The following is a 20,347-nucleotide window of genomic DNA, read 5'->3' as shown; positions in this document are numbered from 1 at the left end:
TTTATGGCTTTTTATGCATTTTATAATGAAAGCATTTTCAAAACCAAGTACTATAATTAAGCGATTAACCGGATTTAACGAGTCAAATATAACGATAATACATTCCATACTTTCTCTAATTTACTGTCAGAAAAAGCGGCCTCCTAGGGGCCGCTTTTTCATGATTGATCGCGCCGCTTTTCAACGATCTTTTCCTTCATTTTTGTGAATTCTTTCAGCGGTGGCGCAAGGCTGATTACTTTATCGCCCGCTTCCCCTTTTGGTGAATCATCACGCGTGTAAAACTCCAGTCTTCCAGATTGCTTCACAATGAACAACAGTAATGAGCCTTTATCCCGGTCACTCAAATACTTTTCATAACTGTACTGTTCGGTCAAATCCGTTTTTCGGATAACATAGTTTCCAGCAGCGCGCCTATTTAAAGCTTGGAAATGGGCGTCGCTGTCAAATAGCACTTTTCCACCAACTGTTTTGTTAAATTCCTTTGTCTTTTGCGTACGCTCTGGACCCGCTGCGATTTGATACAAATTCACACGACCCATTTCTGGTACAAATGTTGAGCAGACGAGTGCATTATATGCTTCATCATCCGTTGCTGCAATCATGTATTCATATGGCGTTAGTTCGAGATGGTATTCCGTGCTTTCTGATAAGATTTCACCGTGGTATACCGGCAAATTCATCTGCCTGGCAATATTCAGCCTTTGCCACGATTCATCAGCAACGAGCACTGGAATATTCAATTCATACATCGTTTGACCAAGCTTTGCAGTGAATGCATTGCCGCCAACAAGCAGCACACCTGGTTTATCTGTTGATGATAAGTCCAGCTTTTTAGCCAGCCAACCAATCGAAAATCCATGTGCAACAACAGTTGAAAACACAAGTGCAAACGTGAGCGGTGTTAATATTGCCGCATCTTCGTATCCTGCTTTAAGTAACGATTCAGCAAAATAGCCCGATACGGTTAATGCTACAATTCCCCGCGGCGCAATCCAGGCGACAAGCGTTTTTTCCTGATTCGTCATATCCGTGCCGATCGTCGACAGCCATATCGACAGCGGCCGTACAATAAACAGCATCAGAATAACGAATGCTATAATACGAACATTAAATATTTCCATCAACGTATCGATTGTCAATGACGCTGTTAACATGACAAAAATCGTGGAAATAAGCAAAATTGAAATATTTTCTTTAAAATGGCGCATGTCCTTTATGGAGGAAATATGCATATTGGCCATCACAATCCCCATAGCCGTAACTGCAAGCAATCCTGTTTCATGCATCATTTCATCGGCAATTGTAAAACAGGTAATGACCGCCACAAACATGACCGGTGATTTTAAATATTCCGGAATACGTCCTTTTTCAAGCGCTTTGCCAAGCCCCACGCCAAATAATGTTCCGAGTACAACAGCAAATAAAGAAGCAGCTAAAAAGACGAGCAGTGTCCCAACCGATTCCTTGCCTGTTAAAAATTTAATAAATTCAAATGCGAACAGAGCAAGAAGTGCACCAAACGGATCAACAACAATACCTTCCCATTTCAAGATGGCTGCCGTGCGCGGTTTTAATTTTGCCTGACGCAGCAGCGGCAAAATAACTGTTGGGCCCGTAACGATGAACAAGCCGCCAATGACGAATGCAACCGTCAATGACAATCCAGCAATGTAATGTGCGGCGAGTGAACCGAAAATCCATGCGATAAACGCGCCAAACGTCACAATGCGCCGGATCGGCTGACGAACCGTTTTGATTTCACGAAAATCGAGGTTTAAGCTTCCTTCAAATAATATAATCGCGACAGCCGCTGATATAATTGGTTGAAATAAGTTATCGAACACATCTTTCGGATTTATCCACCCGAAGAGCGGCCCAATAAGCAGCCCTGCTACCGACATAACTACGATCGCCGGAAGTCGGAATCGCCATGCTACCCACTGGGAGGCAATCCCGATGAAGAGAATGGTCATTAAATTAAATAAAAGTGAATCAAACATTACATCGTCCTCTCTTTTAGTAAGTCTTTCTACATATTACCGCGTTTATTCTCGTATTTCACGAAAAAAGCCGTCCCCGCTTCATAAGAACCTGCTATTCTTTCTTTTTAAGTATCGGTACCAAAATCCCAAATTTGTACAGAGATGCCATTCATCTGGATAGGACGAGCTGTGCCCACTTATATACTCTTTATGTTTACAAATCTTCCCGAAAATTATATAGTAAAATATACACATTACCAAATATGGAGAAAAAACAATGAGCCTTCAGAAAAAAATTAGTGTCTTTTTTTTACTAGCAATGGCAGTTATTGTGATCGCTTTATATATCGTATCTCATATTTTTGTTTTGAACAGTTTCACAACACTTGAAAATAATCGCGATTCCGAAGAGATGAAGCGTGTCTTAGTGGCTATTGATAAAATGGAAACACAACTTGTCAATCGTCTCAATGAATATGCTGATTCGAATTTTATTAGGAATGCAGTCATCGAAAAAAATACAGATGCATCTTCTTTTTTTAACAACAATACTTTTTTAACGAAACAATTTACATCGGTTCTTTTAATGAACAAGAATAGCGACGTTATTTTTCAGAAAAGAGTGAATTTTAAAACAGGCATAAGCAAAAATAGCGCACCCGGCCTTCTATCCTTCATACAGACCGAACCGTCTTTAACTGTTGCCGGTCCTTTTTCTGGTATGTATGTTGTTAACGGTGACGTATTGATCATCGCGTTGACACCGGTTAAGTCAAATGAAGGTGACTTGATTGGCACTATGATGATCGGCCGTCATTTTGATCCCCCTACTATCCGAAATTTACGCAGCGAAACGCGGCTCCCTATTTTTTTTGAAAGTCCAATGGATATAGCGATTCCGAAAAAAGCATCAGATCCGGATGCATGGATAATGAATTCTCCCACATGGATTAAACGCAATAGCGAATCGATTCACACGATCTACGCAGCCCTCTATGATTATAAAAACAAACCGGGCGCAATTGTTGGCTTTGAAGCACCGCGCGACATATACTTACAGGGCCGACAAACGATGTTTCTCTGGGGCATTTTCACAATCGCCATTACAGCTATTTTAGCCATCACCGGGCTATACTTGTTAAATACGATCATTTTCAAACGGCTCAACTTTTTTGTCAAAACGGTAGCAGACATTCGAGCAAAAAATGATTTATCATTACGGCTTCCCGTAAAAGGACACGATGAAATTTCAAAACTAGAACGAGAATTTAACCGACTTTTGTCCTCAGTTGAACAATCTCGTTCGCAAATTGTCAAACTTGCGTATGAAGACAGCTTGACGAGGCTGCCCAATCGGGCCTATTTTTTTAAAGAAGCGAGTATCAAATTAAACGCAAACGAAGAACTTGGTGCCAGTGCGGCTATTATGTTTATGGATCTCGATGGATTTAAGCAGGTAAACGATCAGTATGGCCATGAAGCAGGAGACAAGCTTTTGAAACATGTCGCTAACGTACTGCTCGAAATTTTGCGCACAACCGATATCGTTTCTCGTCTCGGCGGTGATGAATTTATTTTATTCCTTCCAAATGTTCACACGCACGAAGAAGTTTCTCAAGTTGCCAAGCGTATTCGTGAAGCGATCAACGTACCGATCGATCTCGATGGACAGATTGCTTACGTTTCATCGAGCATCGGTATCAGCTTTTATCCAGATCATGGAACCGATCTAAACACACTTATTTCATATGCGGACGAAGCGATGTTTATTGCTAAAGAACGAGGGAAAAATCAATATTCTTTTTACAAAGAACCTGCCGCAATGGAATAAGCGACAGGCTTTTTCTATATAAAAAAGCCAGGAAACAACTCCCTGGACTTTTCTGCTTAATGAAAAACGATCGTTTTATTGTCATGCACAATGATGCGGTCTTCAAGGTGCCATTTTACTGCACGAGCCAGCACACGACGTTCAATCGAACGACCAATTTTCTTCAAATCCGCTGCATGATCGCGGTGATCCACACGTTCAATGTCCTGCTCAATAATTGGGCCTTCATCAAGATCATTCGTCACGTAATGCGACGTCGCACCGATCAGCTTCACACCCCGGTTATAAGCACGCTCGTATGGACGCGCGCCAATAAAGGCTGGCAAAAATGAATGGTGAATATTAATAATTTTATTTGGATAACGCTCAACGAACTCCGGCGTCAAAATTTGCATGTAACGAGCTAGCACAATCACATCGATATCGTACTCTTCTACAAGTCGGGTCTGTTCCTCTTCCACTTGCTTGCGAATATCTTTATTTGCCGGAATATAATGGAACGGAATACCCAGTGATTCAACTATTCCGCGCGTATCTTCATGGTTTCCTGCGACAAACGCAATATCCGTCTGCAAATCACCGCTCTGCCACTCCCACAATAACTCCCGAAGACAATGAGGCTCTTTTGAAACAAAAATTGCGGTTCTTTTCCGGTCACCGCCGTAAGCAAAACGATAATCCATCTTAAATTTTTCCGCGAGCGTTTCAAAGTCCGTCTCCATCTTTTGACGTTTGTCAGCGAGCGACTCGCAGTCAAACTCGATACGGATAAAAAATGTTCCGCCTGCAGGGTCACTCGTATACTGGCTTGATTCAATAATATTGGCTCCTTGTTCGAACAGAAACTTCGACAGCGCTGCTACAATGCCTGGTCCATCCGGACATTTCACGAGCAAGCGGCCACGATTTTCCAGACGATTTCCATGTTCATCTCTTTTTTCTGATCCATTTATATTTACAGTCATTTTGTACACTCCAGTTGTCATATTCATTACTTCATTATATATGATTTTACAAGCATTGAAAATATATTCGGTCTACTATGCTTTTTCATGCTATAGTGGTGTAATGAAAATCCCTTATATGGAGGCGATTCCTATGGAAAAAACGGAACAATGGTCGTCGAAAATCGGCTTTATTTTATCATCAGCCGGTGCAGCGATCGGTCTTGGCGCAATCTGGAAATTTCCGTATGTGGCCGGGCAGAGCGGCGGCGGAGCATTTTTGCTTTTATTTATTCTTTTTACGCTCTTAATCGGCTTGCCAATGCTCATTTCTGAATTCATTATCGGACGAGGTTCCGGTCGTGAAGCCGTCAGTGCCTATAAAAAGCTGGCTCCTGATTCATTTTGGACGGTTACCGGTAAAATCGGTGTCGTTGGCTGCTTCCTGCTTTTATCCTTTTACAGCGTTGTCGGCGGCTGGGTGCTCATGTATACATGTATGGCTCTCTTCGGCAATGTCATTGAGGGCGGTGATGCTAGCGCCCTATTTGGCACTGTGACGGAGAATCCTTGGCTGACCATTAGCGGGCATGCGATATTTATGCTTTTAAATATTCTTGTCATCGCTGCTGGTGTGCGAAACGGAATCGAGCGTGCCAGCAAATACATGATGCCAACATTATTCATTTTCTTTATCATTCTCGTTGTAAGGTCGCTAACACTTGACGGTGCAGTGGAAGGTGTTCGGTTCTTTTTGCAGCCGGACTTCTCGAAGATTACCGGAGAAGCTGTTTTATATGCACTCGGACAGTCTTTCTTTTCACTAGCAGTCGGGTTTTCGTGCATGGTGACGTACAGCTCATACTTAAATAAAGAAGTCAGCATCCCAGCATCCGCGGGCTCAGTTGCCCTGATGAATATTTTTGTCTCAGTGCTTGCAGGTTTGGCTATTTTTCCGGTTGTCTTTGCATTCGGCTTTGAGCCGGCGGAAGGACCGGGTCTGCTATTCGTTGTTCTGCCATCTGTCTTTTCACAGCTGCCGTTTGGCGAACTGTTTTTATTTATGTTCCTTTTATTATTCTTGTTTGCAACACTCACATCATCGTTCAGTTTGCTGGAAATTATTACAGCAGCGTTCACGAAAGGTAAACAGTCTTCTCGGAAGAAAATTTCATGGATTTCTGGTGCAATTGTTTTTCTTGCTGGTATCCCAGCAGCGCTGTCATTCAGCACGCTGTCTGACGTGCTGCTATTTAAACGGACCGTTTTTGGTGCAACAGACTTTCTCGTCAGTAACATCCTTCTGCCGCTTGGCAGCTTACTCATTGCTTTATTTATTGCATGGCGTATGGATAAATCGCTCGTAAAAGAACAATACTATTTAAGCGCGAACAAAATGAGCAGTACGTATTCAATCTGGCTTCTATTAATGAGATGGGCTGTTCCAATTACCATTGTGATCGTATTTGTATACACGATCAGCCAGTTTAATCAGTAAAAAAGCGTTCGCGAAATTATGAATATTTCGCGAACGCTTTTTTCTTTTGTTCTTTTTTCGAGATCAAAAACATTCATCTTTATTATAAATAATCTCAAATTAATATAAAAAGCCCTTTTTTTAGCTAAAGAAAGCCCTTCCATAACTTCCATTTTAAAACCATCTCAAGTGATCATTAATTCCATCCCAATAAAGCATTGAAGAGATGAATAGATCAGCATATGATGTTCTTAACTTAAATTACTAAATTATGAAAGTGGGACTGCACATGACGACAATCACGAATGAAGTGACACAAGGTGAATTTCAAGCGGCTAAAAAATATGTGGACGATGTATATGAGATCGTAAAGAAACGCAATCCCGGAGAAAGCGAATTCCATCAAGCGGTGCAAGAAATTTTCGAATCATTGACACCAGTTTTTGCAAAAAACCCTAAATATATTCAACACAATATACTTGAGCGTATGGTAGAACCGGAACGCATTATTTCTTTCCGTGTCCCATGGGTTGATGATAACGGCAATGTACGAGTAAATCGTGGTTACCGCGTTCAATTCAGCAGCGCAATTGGGCCATACAAAGGCGGTCTTCGTTTTCATCCGTCTGTTAGCGCAAGTATCATTAAGTTCCTCGGTTTCGAACAAATTTTCAAAAACTCACTGACAGGCCAGCCGATCGGCGGTGGTAAAGGTGGTTCTGACTTCGATCCGAAAGGCAAATCAGACAACGAAGTGATGCGCTTTACACAAAGCTTTATGACAGAATTGTATCGCCACATCGGTCCGGACATTGACGTGCCAGCAGGTGACATCGGTGTTGGCGCACGCGAAATTGGTTACATGTTTGGACAATACAAACGTCTTCGTGGCGGTTATGAAGCAGGCGTCTTAACAGGTAAAGGTATTCAATACGGCGGGAGCTTAGCACGCACAGAAGCAACTGGTTTTGGAACAGTATACTTTGTAGACGAGATGCTTCAAGATAAAGGCCAAACATTTGATGGCCGTACGGTTGTTGTATCTGGTTCCGGCAATGTTTCGATCTATGCCATTGAGAAAGCTACACAGCTCGGTGCAAAAGTTGTTGCATGTTCTGACTCAAACGGCTATATTTACGACGAAAACGGCATTGACGTTGCAACTGTAAAGCAATTGAAAGAAGTGGAACGCAAACGTATCAGCGAATATGTGAATGTTCATCCAACTGCACAATATGTGGAAGGCTGCTCAAGTATTTGGAGCATTCCTTGCGATATCGCGCTCCCATGTGCAACACAAAATGAAATTAATGCAGAAGCAGCACAAATGCTTGTGAATAACGGCGTAAAAGCAATTGGTGAAGGTGCAAACATGCCTTCAACGCTTGAAGCGATCGAAATATTCTTAAAAAATGACGTTCTATTCGGCCCTGCAAAAGCCGCAAATGCAGGTGGTGTGGCGGTTTCTGCCCTTGAAATGGCACAAAACAGCTCACGTGTGCCGTGGACATTTGAAGAAGTAGATGCAAAACTGCACAATATCATGAAAAACATTTTCAAAAATAGCAAAGAAGCTGCTGCCGAGTTTGGTCATGAAGGCAATCTCGTCGTAGGTGCCAACATTGCCGGATTTGTTAAAGTAGCGGATGCAATGATTTCTCAAGGTGTCATTTAATAAATGAATTCCTGTACCTCAGACTTGTCTGGGGTGCTTTTTTTGTTAAATAAAGTGAAACTTCATTCAGTGGGGGTTAGGTTCACAGGATGTGAATCAGGCAGACGTTGTCACAGGACGTGACGATCTTAGTCTGCCTTCCTCTTAGCCCCACTGAATAAAAAAAGAACTCAGGTAAAGAGCACCGCATCTTGCGGCAATACCTGAGTGACCGGCTTCAGCCAGCCCGAACCAATCGGGCTTTTACGGGCAGTTGATCCCCCGCTTATCCTCCTTTTCTTTTCGAAGTCTTAAAGCTGGAGCCTTACTGCCCGTTAATGCGGGATAAAGACGCCTTATGATTTAAGGCGCCCCTCCGTGATTTCTTCTTTTGTACATCCTTCTATTACAACAACCTCTTCTTCAGCCGGTTCAAGTTGGACTTCTTGTTTCGTTGCCGCTGCTTCCCTGAGCTCTGCGAGTGTTACCGGTTCTGGCAGCTGATCGAGCACCGACTTTGGTATTTCCGGACTGCCTGTCGCGTAAACGTCTAAAAATGCATTCGCCATTTCTAAGTAGCCAGCAGGTCCTGGATGAACGTCCCCTGGATTTGGCAAATAGTCGACGGCATCTGTCCCAAAACGATCGGCAACCGGCACAAATACGGCACCTGCGCTTCCTGCTTCCTGCTTAATAATGCTATTTAACATATTAAGCTGCTCCAGAACAGCTGGTTTATGCTGGTCAAATACGTGCGGATACGGAAAATAATATCCCATCACATATACATTGGCATCCGGATTCAATTCCTCCACTTTATCCAGGAGTACCGCATAATCTTCACGTATCCCATTCAACGCAAAGGCCGTGGTGATCGCATTAAATGTTAGTATGCCACGCGAAGGATCATTTTGAATGAGCGGCAATAAATCGTTCGCGCCTGCTGAAATCGTAATAAGGTCCGCACTTCGAATTACACGCTTTCCTGCATCACTTTCTACCTGCTTAATCACTTGATCGACTGTGTATCCGGGCACAGCCAACTCTTTCGAATAGACTTCTGGCTGTATGGCCATTGCAATCATATCTGCATATCCTGTACCAATTTCGCGGTTCGGTGTCTGCCCCGCAGCAAGTGAATCTCCAATGGCCGTATAGTGTAGCCCTGATGCATACACTGCCTGTGTTCCGAAGAGACTTAAACATAACAAACAGCCAACGATGCTTCGCTTTATTATGATGCCCCACTCCCTAATAGCGTTCTTTCTATTTTATCGCAGATTAACGGGCAGTAAGACCCCACTTCAAGACTTGGAGAAATCGAAAAAGGCTAAGTGGGGGACAACTGCCCGTAAAGGCCCGATTCGTTCATCTAACTATCAGCGGGAGATGAAAGAATCCCCACTGATAGAAGATTCACTTTACCAAAAGGAAGGCACTTTACGCGTGAAACAACTAATTTTTCATTAAACTCTCTTCAAAAATTCCTCATACAGTGTTACCGTAACCATCCCTGGACGTCCATTGCCTATCTTCTGCCCATCCACTTTTGTTACCGGCAATATTTCTAAGCCTGTGCTCGATAAAAAGGCTTCATCGGCAGCCAGCAATTCGTGCGGCGTAAATTTTTGCTCCTTCAGATTGATACCAAGGTCCAACGCGATTTCTTTCACGGCCATACGTGTAATTCCGTGTAAAATATGAGTCGTTGCCGGTGCTGTCAAAATCTCGCCGTTTTTCACAATAAAAAAATTCGAACTTGACCCTTCTGTAATAAATCCATCACGAACGAGTACCGCTTCAAGAGCTCCTGCTTCAAATGCTTCTTGTTTGGCCAAGATATTTGGAAGTAAATTCAACGACTTAATCCAGCAATGTTGCCACCGTTCATCCGGCAGCAGCTTTACTGTCGCACCTACTGCACGAATGTCATCTGATATAAGCTTAAACGGCTTCACTGTCATTGAAATAGATGCTTCTACATTCGGAAATAAGTGATTGCGAGGCGCAATACCTCGTGTCGCCTGCATGTACACGTCGCAGTTCGTCTCGCCACTCCGCTCAATTAGATCCTCTACAATCGCTATAATATCTTCAGCTGTTTTCCCAATGTTCAGCCTAATGGCATCCGCACTTTTAAAAAAGCGCTCCATATGCTGATTCATCATAAACGGACGTCCTTTATACACTCGAATGAATTCATATACACCATCACCAAATTGGTGACCACGTTCTTCTATCGGTAAAACTAGGTCGCTTGAATGAATAAATTTCCCGTTAAAATAACCCATCGCCATATTTGAACGCCCCTTTTATATGTTTTTTCCCATTCATTATACTTACTTTTCTGAAAAAATCCTACAGGATGTATTGAGGTGTATTCTCAAATAGAACGGTGTGAAAACGTAGATAAAGGGGTAATGAAAAGGAGAAAGGAGCTGATCATATGACGCCAAAAATTGTAGATGTACGCACTGTCGCTGTTGTCGGGTTTGAAATAAGGGGCACACAAGATGAAATCGCTGCACTTAGACCCGAGTGGACAAAACGGTTTTTAGAAGCAGCCAGCCAGATTCCGAGACAGACAGATGGAAACTTAATGGACATTTGTTTAAAGCGTGCAGGTCAGTTGTACACGCACTGTATCGCAATGGACGTGAATCAAATTGATATTATTCCGTCCGGTATGACAAGTTTGATTATTCCATCTGGATCGTATGCACTACTCGAATTTCATGGAAGGGATGACGAGATCCAATTTGCTTTTCGCACCATCTTGCAATGGGCACGTGAACATAAAGTCAGACTCGATTCCAACGAATTCCGTATTGATGTCACGATTGATGATGGTCACCACCATTTATACTGGCGGCTTGCTGATAAAAGAAGCGAAGCAATTGAAAAAGCCGTTTAAAACAGCGTAAACCTTCTTAATAATCAAGTTTCCGAAGGCGAAGGGATGGCTCTACTCAAACCAAATACCTTTTACACAGGAAAATGTGTGCCTTACTTCTCATTTTTACATTCCTTATATGAAATACTTTCCTTAATTGTTAAAATGTATATAAGTAGAATTTAATTTTATAACGGGGTGTGAAGATGAAAAGGAAATTACACAGTTTATGTGCGGCAGTTTTAACGATTGCTTTACTCATTCCAGCTGCAAGCTCTTCAGCCGATGTAGTGGAAAACAACTCATCTGGCACGACGGCACAATCCAATGGGACAAGCTCTGCTGCTGTAAGATTTAGTGACGTACCTTCTGGCTTCTGGGCAGGAGATGAAATCGATTACCTTGTACAAAAAGGCATTATTCAAGGATATAAAAATGGAAAGTTCGGCACAAATGATTCCGTCAAACGGGAACATGCCGCAATTATGTTAGCGAAAGCGCTTGGCATTCAAAATGAGTCGGCACCGAATCCTGGATTCCAAGATATTTCAACGTCTCATCCTGCCTACCAATCAATCGCAGTCTTAACGAAATATGATGTTTTCAGCAAGGCAAACTACTTTAATCCGTCTGGTAAATTGAAACGCTCTCAAATGGCGAAAATTATCGCAGAAGGCTTCAATATGAAGCCGGCATACGTCGTCTCTTTTAAAGATGTAAAAAGTACAGATTGGTTCTATCAATATGCATTATCCCTTGGCAGCGCTGGCATTGCGAGTGGCAGCAATGGTTACTTTATGCCTTACAGTGAAATTAACCGGACCGAGTTTTCTGTCTTTATCGCACGTGCACTTGAAGCGAAATTCCGGACAGGGGTTCAAGTCGGCATTAAGAGCGCTGTCCACGAATCAGACGGCCGCATTAAAATGACTCTCATCTTGTACAACAATTCTCGCAATAAAGTGTTTAACATTAAAGGCCAATACACATTGCACGCCGGTAATACGGTCGTTGCAGATATGACGTCACCTCGCTCATTCGAAAACATTGTCATCGATGCTAACCAACAAAAAACAGTAGCAGCTTACTTTGCCCGTACCGAGGTGAAACAACGACCAGCTCTGCAAAACCTCTCACTCGACTACGAACATTCATGGAGTTACTACCAATAGGCTAAAGAAATGGTTGCCCAAATCAGATCATCTGACTTGGACAGCCTTTTTTCGCAGGGAAATTTAATGGTCTTCAACTATTTTGTAGCGTATGTACAACTTGTTGTGCCACACACAATCTTGTTGCCGTAGACCCACCCGAATAGCATCTGCTATGATGGATACACTATTTTTTATTGGAGGAACCATCTCGTGGATACTGCTTATGACAACCTTAAAAAAGGAGAACGGGGCGCTTGGATTAGTATTATCGCCTACTTGTTTCTTTCAACATTAAAACTAACAATCGGCTGGATCGGTGCTTCAGAAGCATTAAAAGCAGACGGCCTTAACAATTCCACCGATATTATTGCTTCCATCGCCATTTTGATTGGCTTAAAAATTGCTCGGAAGCCACCCGATGAAAATCACCACTACGGTCATTTCCGTGCTGAAACCGTTGCTTCGCTTATCGCGGCATTCATTATGGCATCCGTCGCTATCCAAGTGCTCATCGATGCCGGCAAGTCATTCTTTCACGCCCACCATGAAACACCAGACATGATCACTGCCTGGACTGCTCTTTTCGCTGCTGCTGTCATGTATGGCATCTACACATACAACGCGCGGCTAGCCAAAAAAATTAATAGCTCGTCCATCTTGGCTGCTGCACACGACAACCGCTCCGATGCACTAGTGAGTATTGGCGCATTTATCGGAATTATCGGCGCACGGTTAGGTGTGGACTGGCTCGATACATTGACTGCCTTCGTCGTTGGGTTAATTATTTTAAAAACAGCTTGGGATATTTTCACTGAAGCCTCCCTCACATTAACAGATGCATTTGATCTTCATAAAATTGAAGATATACAAAAATCTGTTGCAAAAGTACCTGGCGTTCGTGATGTACCAAGCATTAAAGCGCGCTCACACGGAAATGTCACATTCGTGGACGTCGTCATTTTAGTCGATCCAGATTTAAACGTCATCGAAAGCCACGACATTACTGAATATATCGAAGAAGTGCTAGTGCAAGAACATGACATACGTGCCACCCATATTCACATTGAACCGAACGGCTGCTGAACAGTGAGCCGTTTTTGCCTGCAAAAAAACGGCTGCTCATTAAAAACATACCGCCTCCTTTTATCAACTGCCTTCCATATCTTTTGAGCGTGATCATTTTGATCTATCAGAAAGCTTTGCTTATTATGTAAAGATTCGCTAACTGTCATCCTATCCTTTCTCTTTACCCATCCCCTAACGGCCGCACTCTATTTTTAACTTTTGGTGATTGTTTACTCTCTTTATTCATATCGTTTTACAAAGGGGGGAAATTCACATTCATACTTCCTTATCGACAATTAAGCTTATCCGGTATTTAGTCGCTTATGTTTTTATTACATCTGGATTGATGAAACTATTAAGTCCTGAATTAGGCCATTATTTGATTAGTTTAGGACCGCCATTTTCGCAAAATACGGTTTATGTCATTGCGATTATTGAAATAATTTGCGGGATTTTTATACTCGTGAATAAAGGCGTTAAACTGGCAACGATTCCTTTAATCATCATCATGATTGCTGCCCTGTTATTAACAAAAGTTTCATCCTTGCAGTCAGGATTTGTCCAATTTTCTTTTAACGCGCGATTAGACATCGTTATGTTAGTATTGCTCTATATTCTACACTCTCGGGGTATACGTAAATGACGATTCATCTTGATCTATTGTGTCATCTACAATAAGCCTCGTTTTTCTCTCATTGAACTTCCACTCAAAAGACCAGATCCTTTTTAAGAATCTAGTCTTGTCTATTTGCTCAATTTTCATGTTACTAAGGCGTTTGTCTAATCAGGTAAGTAAGAACGATGATCGGAACCATCATTGTTACTTACCTGCTTGTCCCGCTTCTTCTCTTATTTCAGCCAGTGAGGATTGCAATGGCTTCCAAAATCTTAACGCAGCTAGTATTCCGCTAATGACTAATGCACCTAAAGCAAAAGTCAGCCAAGGGACAACTGATGATGTACCTAAACTAAGCAATTGACCGCCTGCAAATTTACCCGCACCTTCTCCTATTCCAGAAATAAAATTCGTTATACCGAAGAATACACCGATCATTCGTGCAGTTCCGAGTCTAGATACAGTCGCATCCATTGTCGGTAAAATGAACATTTCACCGATAATAAAGACGGCTCCACTTAACAGTAAACCATAAAAATTAGTAGCGAAATAAATAGAGCCTAGTCCTCCTCCAATAAATAACATACCTACACATAAAGAATACATAGGATGAATTTTTTGAATAAACCATTTAGAAATCGATGTTTGCAAAACAACGACTATCACAGCGTTAACGGTCCAAATCAAGCTGATAGCACCGGGATTTGGCAATATAGCTTCCGCTCGTAAAGGCAAACTTAAGGACAGCTGAGTATAGAGCATCCAAATAAGGATGCTGACCAGTGAAAAAACAACAAATGCTTTATTTTTAAGTATCTCCACATATGAATGAAATGGAACGCTTTTGCATGGCTCATCGCCGCATCCTTTAGGCAACATAAGCCAGCTTATGATCCCTAACAATATGTATAGCCCTGCCGATACATAAAAAATAAGGGTGGATGCTCCACCTAAAATAAAATAAGTGAAAAGTCCCGCAATGGCGATACCGATATTAGCCGCAATTCCCCTTAAAGAAAATGCTGTGGTTTTGTTGCCTTCCTCAGAGGCAAGGGCAGCGATGGCTGCTTTTGTAGACGGAGCATTGAATCCGACACCCAATCCGCTAAGCAAACCCATACTAATAAACATCCACAATTGATCAAAAACGCCAAAACCGACGATCGCTGCTGCATTGATCCATGCTCCAATGGCTATGATGCTTCTTCTTCCGATCAGATCAGCTAACCATCCGCCAAGCAGACTGCCTGCCTGAAATGTAAAAGGCGACATCGCCAAGATTAATCCAATTTCCGCAATCGTCATCCCCTTCTCCAGCTTTAAAAATATGGGGAGCAGTGGAACGACCATGTAGGTGCCTAAATGAGACAACAATACACCAAAGAGCAACACTTTCATAGGCGAACCACTTTCTTTCCAACCTAATGATGTCATTATTTCACACCCTTTATCATTCAGCCTTTCTCCTAGTATGGTTCACTTCATTCAAAAAATGTAATGAATAGAAGGACGATTTCGAGTTGTTTTCATCCATTTTGAAAATAAAAGTACGGACGTTCAAAAGAGCTCACCTTTAAACAACCATACTACTTGGAAATGTCATATTCACTCTCATCATGCGCAATATTCCTTACGTTCGTCGAAAATGAATCGTTGAATCTACCGTATACATACTTTTCTGATGATTCCCGCTATTGTTCAAACAAACGACCTTTGTTAGTATGGTATAAGAAGAATAAACAATGAAGGAGACCGACATGAATCAGAAAATTATTTTTTTCGATATAGACGGCACTTTGTATGACCACGATAAAAAGCTGCCGGCTTCGACAAAGCAAGCGGTCCGCGACCTACAAGAAAAAGGGTACGAAGTGGCGATTGCAACAGGGCGCGCACCGTTTATGTTCGAAAACCTGCGCGAAGAACTCGATATCGATACATTCGTCAGCTACAACGGACAGTACGTTGTATTTAAAGGTGAACCGATTTACAAAAATGAGCTTAATAAAGAAGCACTTTTGAGACTGACAGACGTTGCGATTAAACGTGATCATCCAATTGTGTATATGGATCACGAAAATATGGGAAGGAACACCCTGCATAATGAAGATATGACAGTCGGGATCAATTCGTTAAAAGTTGACTTCTTCCCCTCACACGACCCGAATTACCATGAAGGACGGGACTTGTATCAATCACTCTTATTCTGTAAAGACCCCGAAGATAAATTATATGAAGAAGAATTCCCTGAATTCGACTTCGTTCGCTGGCATGTTTTATCTGTTGATCTCGTTCCAGCAGGCGGCTCCAAAGCAAAAGGCATTCAAAAAATCATTGACAGACTTGATATTGCGCCGGAAAATGTTTATGCATTTGGCGATGGCTTAAACGACGTGGAGATGCTCAAAACAGTTGTGAACAGCGTGGCGATGGGCGATGGGCATGAAGATGCAATAAAAGCAGCCAAATACGTCACGACAAACGTAGACGAAGACGGCATCGTAAACGGATTAAAAATGGTTGGATTGTTAGACTAATAAGAAAAGAACGGCCGCTATATTAGCGCGCCGTTCTTTTTATGCGTCTCGCAGCAACTTGCTTTTTTGAACAAACAACGCTTCAATTATAAAAAACGTTTTCTACACTTTAAATCTTCCAACTTGATCTTGCAGCTCTTCAGCCATGTAAGCTAATGAACTAGCGGCCGCTAATATTTCTTCCATCGATGCTAATTGTTCTTCAACTGCCGACGCCGCATTTTGTGTTCCCAAAGCAGTTCCCTCAGCTATTTCAGCTAATAGTTTTTCTGACTGCATCACTTGTTCAGACCCTGCCGATAATTGTTCAGCTACCTCTGACACTTCCTTGATCTGCAACGATACCTCATCGACAGAATTTCGTATTTGCGCAAACGATTCTCCCGCTTTATTCACAACACCGATCCCTTCCGTTACCTCAAGAGTCGTTTGTTCCATCGTTTGAACAGCAAATTGTGTCTCATCTTGTATTAAAGCGATAAGTTCTGAAATATTTCGAGCCGATTCCGCCGATTGTTCCGCTAGATTACGCACTTCATCTGCTACGACAGCAAATCCCCGCCCATGTTCTCCCGCTCTTGCCGATTCGATCGCCGCATTTAATGCTAAAAGATTGGTCTGTGAGGCAATGTTTGTGATCATTTCAATAATCTTTCCGATATCTTGTGAGCGTTCTCCCAAACCTTTTACTACTTGCGATAATTGAGTAACAGTCCGATTAATAGAATTCATTTGTTCAATCGTTGATTGAATAGCTTCGTTTCCTTCTACTGCCTTTTGTGAAGCGGCCTCAGCATTGACAAACAATCCTTGTGCATTCGAAGCAATTTGCTGAACACTCAACACCATATTCCCTATTACGTCAGAGCTTTCCTCGGTACTTTTTACTTGACGATCTGCTCCACTTGCCACTTCCTGAATCGTAATAGAAATTTGTTCGCTCGCTTTCGTTGATTCCTCTGCACTTGCTGTCAATTCTTCAGACGAAGCAGCCACTTGTTCTGCGTTGCTATTCACTTGTCCCATCAATTCTCTAAATCTCAACATCATACGATTAAAAGATACCGTTAATAAACCGACTTCATCTTTTGATCTGTATGACCCTTCAACGGTTAAATCGCCCCTCTCCGCATTACCCATCAGTACCTGAATCTCTTTTAATGGATTAATAATCATGCGGGAAATGCTCAATCCAATCACGACTTTTATAGCAATAGCTATGAAAATCACTGCCACCATAATGACCGTACTAACTTGACTATCTTTTGTTATACCTTTATTTAACCGGTCTGCATACCCTTCTAAATAATCGCCTACTTCCCGCATTAATGTATTGGCACTTTTTCTAGAAGGCTTGGCATCGTTTTGATACTTCGAATAAGCTTCTTCTATTTGTCCTGAAGAACCCAAATTAAACACAGTCTGTACTATACTGAAATATTTTTGATCTTCTGCCCTATATTGAGATAGTTTCTTTAACTCAATCTCGGATAAGCGACTCTCCTCCAGTTGATTAAGCAATGTTTCATTCTCAGTCTTTAGCACATCAATTTGGTCCATTGATTCCTGTCTCTCTTTTGCACCTGAACTGAGTAATGACTCTAATACAAAACCATCAATTGCCCGATTGTTTGTACGAATTTGCGATTGCCATTTTATAGGAAGTAATGCATCCTCATACATTTTATTCGAATCTTTATCCATTTTGTGCATAAAAAAGTATCCCGTACCGCCGATCACAACAAAAATAATGTTCGATATAAAAATTAATATAAATAATTTCTTACCTATTTTAGCATTGCGTAATCCCATTGTGCCCACTCCTTTTCAACTTTCTCCACCCGTTTCATGCAGTTATTTCTCAAAATTCGAAACCTCACAAAATAAAAAATCCCCCCGCACTATTTAATTTTATTTATAATGAAAGGCTCCGATTATGTTAGCGTAACAAGATTGGTAGCACAACATTAAAATATAGTTCTATTGTCACAATTATCTCAAAAAAACAGGACAAAAATCTAGTTGAATTTTGTTAACTAAGTATTAATTTTTATCATAAAGGCAAATATATGCATAATTAATAAAAAGATGGTCAGAATAATGGACAAGAATAGATGATATACAGATTGGAGAAAGAGAGGTGTTTATTTTCGTGGTAAAATTTTCTAATTTCATTGAGATGAAACAGTGCTTTCAGGAAAATCCTCAAATGGCCATGAAAGCCGATGGCATTCATGTAATCGAAGAAGAATTCACGAACTTGGATTATATTCTTTATGCCCCAAGCTCTGTCACCTTTTCAAATAAAGGATACTACAGGCTCGCCCACAACCAAAAATGGCTAACTGTTCATTTTGAAGAAATGTCCAATGAAATTGCGGGCATTGAATATGGAATGACCGGGCAACAGTGGAAAGAACACAGCTGGTCAAAATCAGTATAAAATTCCTCGTCTGAACCAAATGGCGGGGAATTTACCCTATATACGATAAAGTGAAACTTCATCCCCGCTTACTCTTCTTGTCTTTTCGAAGTCTTGAAGCAAGGGTCCTACTGCCCGTTAATGCGGGATAAACAGTTCTCACATGAGCGGGTGTATTGGCGATGATGACATGGAGACATTGACATTTCTCAAAAAAGAAAAACCGACAAGAAGTAACATTTCTTGTCGGTTTTTCTTCATTTACAAGGGCTCATAAGACAGCACTTTTCTTTTAACAAATTGAATCTGTCGACTTCGGATTTTTCAAACCGAATAGTGGACGGATAAACAAGGCAAGCGATGTACCAAGCATCGCCATAATCATCCATACCCAACCATGCAGACTGAATGAAGCGATACCGCCAAAATACGCACCAATGTTGCATCCAAATGCAAGACGAGCACCGTAACCCATCATAAGTCCGCCAACAATCGCGGCGCCGGCTACGCCAGGTTTAATTTTCCCCGGTTTAAATGTGCCCTGGAGCGAGGCTGAAATAAATGCGCCAAGTATAATACCAAAGTTCATGACACTTGTGGAATCTGCCAAAACGGTCTGCGTGAGGGCGGCACCAGTGTCACCGGCAAAATAACCCCATGTTGAAACGTCAACACCTGCTGCCATCAAGGCTTTTCCACCCCAAAGTGCGAATGCAGATGTGATCCCCCACGGATTCCCGCGAACGGTTAATGTGAGAGCATTTAACAATGCCAGCACGATCGCTGCGGCAAGAAGCGGCCATGAACCACGGATGACTTTTTTCCATCCCATTGTTGTGGGGAGCGGCTTCATCATCGGCGGGTTTTTCTTTTTCGCAATCTGGATTGTAAGCAAGTAAATCAGCGCGAACAGTACCATCTGCACGATCCAAGCACCGAAATAGCCAAGTCCTGTTGATTCCGCAAGTGAAATCGGCGGAAAGGCCGGCATGTTCTCCATCCAAAATGTGAAGTGATACGCGCCGAGAAGAGACCCTCCAATAAAAGCGAGCAACGTCAAAATCATTGAAGATGAACCGCCGCCAACCGAATATAATGTACCAGACGCACACCCATTTCCAAGCTGCATGCCAATTCCAAAGATAAAGGAACCGACGATCAAACTCACGCCAACGGGGGATACATAACCAGCCGGTGTTACACCTGTAAAGCTAAAGCCTGTGCTCAAAATAATAGCAAATAAGGTAGTCGCTATAGCGAGCATCAGCATATGCGCCCTCAGTCCTTGCACATTTCCCACCGACATGAGCCGGCGAAAAGCAGAAGTAAAGCCGAATCTGGCATATAAAAGCGTCATGCCAAGTGCTAAACCAATAATATACAAAACACCTTGTGTCCAGTTCGTTGTACCAATGATTGTAATAAATAAAATAATTGCTATTAAAATTCCTACTGTGACAAACGGTTTTTGCATCGGACTCAGTTCCGTAACAACGGTCGTCCGTGCATAAGGTGCGTTACCTGATGATGGAATCGCATGTTGTTCCACACCTAAAACCTCCATTTCTTATTGAATTAATATACTTTAGAAATAGTATAAGATTTTCATCTAAAAGTAAAGCGTTGTTTTATGGATACTTTTTTAAGTTTTGTTTTCTTTTTTTCCACGTTATGTATGCTTAATGTCAATAAGACTTGCTTTGTTTCTTGAAAAATTTTTTTGAGGTTACTAATAATAAAGTGAAACTTGATTGTTTTCTTCGAGACTC

Annotated in this window: 16 protein-coding genes; 9 read left to right on the top strand and 7 right to left on the bottom strand. The window is 41.8% G+C overall.

What is annotated here, in order from left to right; translation table 11 throughout:
• Positions 1-158: 158 nt before the first annotated feature.
• Positions 159-2,003, bottom strand: coding sequence for a cation:proton antiporter (locus BLL40_RS04225; RefSeq protein WP_073710675.1), 1,845 nt, complete (start codon positions 2,001-2,003; stop codon positions 159-161).
• A gap of 259 nt (positions 2,004-2,262) precedes the next feature.
• On the opposite strand from BLL40_RS04225, the gene BLL40_RS04220 reads away from it, so the two are divergent.
• A complete protein-coding gene (locus BLL40_RS04220; RefSeq protein ID WP_073710674.1) occupies positions 2,263-3,816 on the top strand; it encodes a sensor domain-containing diguanylate cyclase in 1,554 nt (517 codons plus the stop codon).
• A 56-nt stretch (positions 3,817-3,872) separates the two neighbouring features.
• Here BLL40_RS04220 and purU read toward each other — a convergent pair whose 3' ends face one another.
• On the bottom strand, positions 3,873-4,781 hold the full coding sequence (purU, locus tag BLL40_RS04215; RefSeq protein WP_073710673.1) for a formyltetrahydrofolate deformylase: 909 nt from the start codon (positions 4,779-4,781) through the stop codon (positions 3,873-3,875).
• 133 nt (positions 4,782-4,914) lie between these two features.
• Here purU and BLL40_RS04210 point away from each other — a divergent pair, with 133 nt between their 5' ends.
• Together BLL40_RS04210 and gdhA are read left to right on the top strand one after the other, a co-directional pair.
• Complete coding sequence (locus tag BLL40_RS04210) at positions 4,915-6,258, top strand: sodium-dependent transporter (RefSeq protein ID WP_073710672.1); 1,344 nt, start codon at positions 4,915-4,917, stop codon at positions 6,256-6,258.
• Between the two features lie 268 nt (positions 6,259-6,526).
• Positions 6,527-7,912, top strand: coding sequence for an NADP-specific glutamate dehydrogenase (gene gdhA, locus BLL40_RS04205; protein ID WP_073710671.1), 1,386 nt, complete (start codon positions 6,527-6,529; stop codon positions 7,910-7,912).
• Between the two features lie 335 nt (positions 7,913-8,247).
• On the opposite strand, the gene BLL40_RS04200 is transcribed toward gdhA, so the two are convergent.
• Entirely contained in the window at positions 8,248-9,069 is an 822-nt protein-coding gene (locus tag BLL40_RS04200) for an SGNH/GDSL hydrolase family protein (RefSeq protein WP_159434190.1), read from the bottom strand.
• A gap of 288 nt (positions 9,070-9,357) precedes the next feature.
• A complete protein-coding gene (gene dat, locus BLL40_RS04190; protein WP_073710669.1) occupies positions 9,358-10,188 on the bottom strand; it encodes a D-amino-acid transaminase in 831 nt (276 codons plus the stop codon).
• A 149-nt stretch (positions 10,189-10,337) separates the two neighbouring features.
• On the opposite strand from dat, the gene BLL40_RS04185 reads away from it, so the two are divergent.
• The 4 genes from BLL40_RS04185 (at position 10,338) to BLL40_RS04170 (ending at position 13,646) form a co-directional block, all read left to right on the top strand.
• The gene (locus tag BLL40_RS04185) at positions 10,338-10,805 is read left to right on the top strand and encodes a GyrI-like domain-containing protein (protein WP_073710668.1); all 468 of its coding nucleotides are present in this window, start codon (positions 10,338-10,340) and stop codon (positions 10,803-10,805) included.
• Between the two features lie 185 nt (positions 10,806-10,990).
• Positions 10,991-11,956 (top strand): S-layer homology domain-containing protein, encoded by a 966-nt coding sequence (locus tag BLL40_RS04180; RefSeq protein WP_073710667.1) that lies wholly within the window; start codon positions 10,991-10,993, stop codon positions 11,954-11,956.
• A gap of 192 nt (positions 11,957-12,148) precedes the next feature.
• On the top strand, positions 12,149-13,021 hold the full coding sequence (locus tag BLL40_RS04175) for a cation diffusion facilitator family transporter (protein ID WP_073710666.1): 873 nt from the start codon (positions 12,149-12,151) through the stop codon (positions 13,019-13,021).
• A gap of 208 nt (positions 13,022-13,229) precedes the next feature.
• Positions 13,230-13,646 carry a DoxX family membrane protein gene (locus BLL40_RS04170; protein ID WP_281247234.1) on the top strand — a complete coding sequence of 139 codons (417 nt, stop codon included), beginning with the start codon at positions 13,230-13,232 and terminating at the stop codon, positions 13,644-13,646.
• 177 nt (positions 13,647-13,823) lie between these two features.
• Here the strand turns inward: BLL40_RS04170 and BLL40_RS04165 are convergent, their stop codons facing one another.
• Positions 13,824-15,053: an MFS transporter gene (locus tag BLL40_RS04165; RefSeq protein ID WP_073710665.1), complete on the bottom strand. Its 1,230-nt coding sequence runs from the start codon at positions 15,051-15,053 to the stop codon at positions 13,824-13,826.
• A 323-nt stretch (positions 15,054-15,376) separates the two neighbouring features.
• Between BLL40_RS04165 and BLL40_RS04160 the strand changes: the two genes are divergently transcribed.
• The gene (locus BLL40_RS04160; RefSeq protein ID WP_073710664.1) at positions 15,377-16,156 is read left to right on the top strand and encodes a Cof-type HAD-IIB family hydrolase; all 780 of its coding nucleotides are present in this window, start codon (positions 15,377-15,379) and stop codon (positions 16,154-16,156) included.
• A 102-nt stretch (positions 16,157-16,258) separates the two neighbouring features.
• Here the strand turns inward: BLL40_RS04160 and BLL40_RS04155 are convergent, their stop codons facing one another.
• The gene (locus tag BLL40_RS04155; protein ID WP_073710663.1) at positions 16,259-17,968 is read right to left on the bottom strand and encodes a methyl-accepting chemotaxis protein; all 1,710 of its coding nucleotides are present in this window, start codon (positions 17,966-17,968) and stop codon (positions 16,259-16,261) included.
• Positions 17,969-18,365: 397 nt separating this feature from the next.
• On the opposite strand from BLL40_RS04155, the gene BLL40_RS04150 reads away from it, so the two are divergent.
• Positions 18,366-18,599 (top strand): hypothetical protein, encoded by a 234-nt coding sequence (locus BLL40_RS04150; RefSeq protein ID WP_143180082.1) that lies wholly within the window; start codon positions 18,366-18,368, stop codon positions 18,597-18,599.
• A gap of 271 nt (positions 18,600-18,870) precedes the next feature.
• On the opposite strand, the gene BLL40_RS04145 is transcribed toward BLL40_RS04150, so the two are convergent.
• Positions 18,871-20,052 (bottom strand): YeeE/YedE thiosulfate transporter family protein, encoded by a 1,182-nt coding sequence (locus BLL40_RS04145; protein WP_173799895.1) that lies wholly within the window; start codon positions 20,050-20,052, stop codon positions 18,871-18,873.
• Between the last annotated feature and the right edge of the window lie 295 nt (positions 20,053-20,347).

It is taken from the genome of Domibacillus mangrovi, assembly GCF_001906925.1.
Lineage (GTDB): Bacteria > Bacillota > Bacilli > Bacillales > Domibacillaceae > Domibacillus > Domibacillus mangrovi.
The sequence above is the reverse complement of the archived record's forward strand: the minus strand, read 5'-3'. Positions and strand labels throughout refer to the sequence as shown.